Raw genomic sequence first — 2,221 nt, 5'->3', positions numbered from 1 at the left:
GGGGGGGGGGGGGCTTCAGAGCCCCGAGAGCAACTTCCCTTTCGCAGCCGTGAACTCCTCATCCGACAGGATGCCCTCGCGGTGCAGCTCCGACAGCTCACGCAGCCGGTCCGACAACGTCGGCGCTGCAGGGAGCGAGGCGGCGACCGCGACCGCCTCGACGACGACCTCGGGTTCGACTGCGGCGGTGATTCCGAGCACGGCATTCCCCGCCTCGACCAGGGCCACGGCGACGGCGTTGTGCTCCTTCTGGGAGATGTTCATCCATCCGTTGTGCTTCTGGTTGACCAGAGTGTGAATCGTTTTGTCCGTCGCGATCACCAGGTTCGACTTGCGGGCGGAGTTCGCGGCGAACTGGGCGACGCCCGTCGTCGCCAGGCCGATCGCCGTCCCTCTGGTCAGGAGCTTGCCGCCCTTCACGATGCCTGACATGGCCTGCATGACCGCACCTTCGATGGGCGACCCGGGCACCGCATCTGCTGTGGTCTCAGCTTCCGGAGACGCGAAGGAGATCGACCGAAGCTTCTCGTACGGGGTCGACTTCGTGATCTCCACGGAGCGTTCGCGGGTCTCCCCTCCGACCGCGATGCGAACGAATCCACCCTCGTAGATCTCGATCGTCGAAGTGCCGAAGACTCCGCTGGTGACAAGTGCCCCGGCTGCCAGCGCACGTTCGCTGTGTAGGCGGGCCTCCTCTTCTTTCGTCGCCTTCTTGTCGGCCGCCGCCTTCTTCACGGCGGAGCCGAGCTTCGAGAAGACGTTCGTGCCCTCAGCAGGCTCCGCGGCGGCGACGACCACGGCGACTGCGGCCGGCGCCGGGGCCGGCGGTGGCACGGGAGCGGGAGGCGCGGGACTGCGGAGATGCTCGGTCCACGCCGCTCCGTCCCAATACCGCTCGTTTCCACTGCCATCCGGGTACCAACCCGCGGGTGCTTGCTCGCTCACGCGTTCATATTGGCATGAACGACAGACGATGGTCCAAGACCTGACGACCCTTCTGAAGGCGTTGTCGGGCACGCTATCGAGCAATCCCTTCTCCGGCGCCGTTCCGTATAGGAAGAGGCTGCGCCCGCGCGCGTGTAGACGGCGGAGAGGTCAGTCCGCCGCGCGAATCCCTTCCACCCGTCCGCCCCGTACGCCATCATGGGTCAACCGCCCGTGAAGGAGTCCGCGTTGTCGCTCACTCAGAGTTCGTCCAACACCAATGCTGTCGCTGGACTCCCCGGAGTGCAGGTCATCGCGAGGATCCGTCGCCTTCTGATCCTCGCCGTGATCGCCGCGCTGGTGTATCCCACCCTCATGGTCCCGAGCAGAGTCACCTGTCCTGGCGGCATCGATGGCAACGGTGGGTTCTTCGATGGGTCGGGGCGGCCGGTGGACGAGGCTCCCCTGTGCATCCAGCTCACCCTCGGCCCCAGCCCGTTGGTCTATGTCGGTATTGCCGCGATCGTCCTGATCACTCTCGGGCGCGTGATGAAGGCGAGCGACGAACGGGCAGCCCTCAGGGCACTGAACCGGGCGGCCATCGGAATCGCGGCACTCGTGGCCGTCGCGATCGTCGTCTCACACGTCTGGTTCTTCCTGATCCCGATGGAGGGGTTCACCTCCGGCTCCTGGACGGTCTTCAGCCCCTTCCCCTTCGGCAACATCGACGTCACGACCACACCCATGACCATGGAGTGAGGCACGACAGGGGCAGGAGAGCCGCGCGGATATGCAGCTGCAGGAGCGCGACACGCCCGGCGGTCGGCCTAGATTTGCCCGATCCCCGGGATCCGCGTAACTTATTACTTGTTCGCCCCAAACGGTTGAGCGGAGGTCCTCGGACCGGCTCCCGTCAAGCAGCTAACACCTCCCGAATCCCAGACACTCACTGAGTGAACAGGATGAAGGATGCTGATCCGTTCCCACGGTCAGGCCGAAGAAATTCGGACTTGACAACGGAAGCGAGATCGGTAAGATAGAGAAGTTGCCCTTCGGGCCTGGCTGTGATGGCTGGGTCGTGGGAGCATCCGATCCTTGAGAACTCAACAGCGTGCACTTGTCAAATGCCAAATTATCCTCGTCTAGCTTCGGCTAGTTGAGAATTCCTTTGGATCAAAGACCAACCTCCTTGTGGGGTTGGCAATGGATGAAGTCAGCAATGAATTTGTCTCTTTGGTCAGCATCAAACTCGCTGCGTCACCGTTTTCCCGGTGGGGTATGCATTTCTTTTTTACGG

At 63.3% G+C, this 2,221-nt stretch carries 2 protein-coding genes; one reads left to right on the top strand and one right to left on the bottom strand.

What is annotated here, in order from left to right:
- Positions 1–15 precede the first annotated feature (15 nt).
- A complete protein-coding gene (locus AAY78_RS00035; protein ID WP_082108506.1) occupies positions 16–945 on the bottom strand; it encodes a DUF2510 domain-containing protein in 930 nt (309 codons plus the stop codon).
- 228 nt (positions 946–1,173) lie between these two features.
- On the opposite strand from AAY78_RS00035, the gene AAY78_RS00030 reads away from it, so the two are divergent.
- Positions 1,174–1,683, top strand: a complete 510-nt coding sequence (locus AAY78_RS00030; protein WP_046746339.1) for a hypothetical protein — start codon at positions 1,174–1,176, stop codon at positions 1,681–1,683.
- Positions 1,684–2,221: the final 538 nt, after the last annotated feature.

The organism is Microbacterium sp. Ag1, assembly GCF_001005635.1.
In the GTDB taxonomy this organism is placed as follows: domain Bacteria; phylum Actinomycetota; class Actinomycetes; order Actinomycetales; family Microbacteriaceae; genus Microbacterium; species Microbacterium oxydans.
The sequence above is the reverse complement of the archived record's forward strand: the minus strand, read 5'-3'. Positions and strand labels throughout refer to the sequence as shown.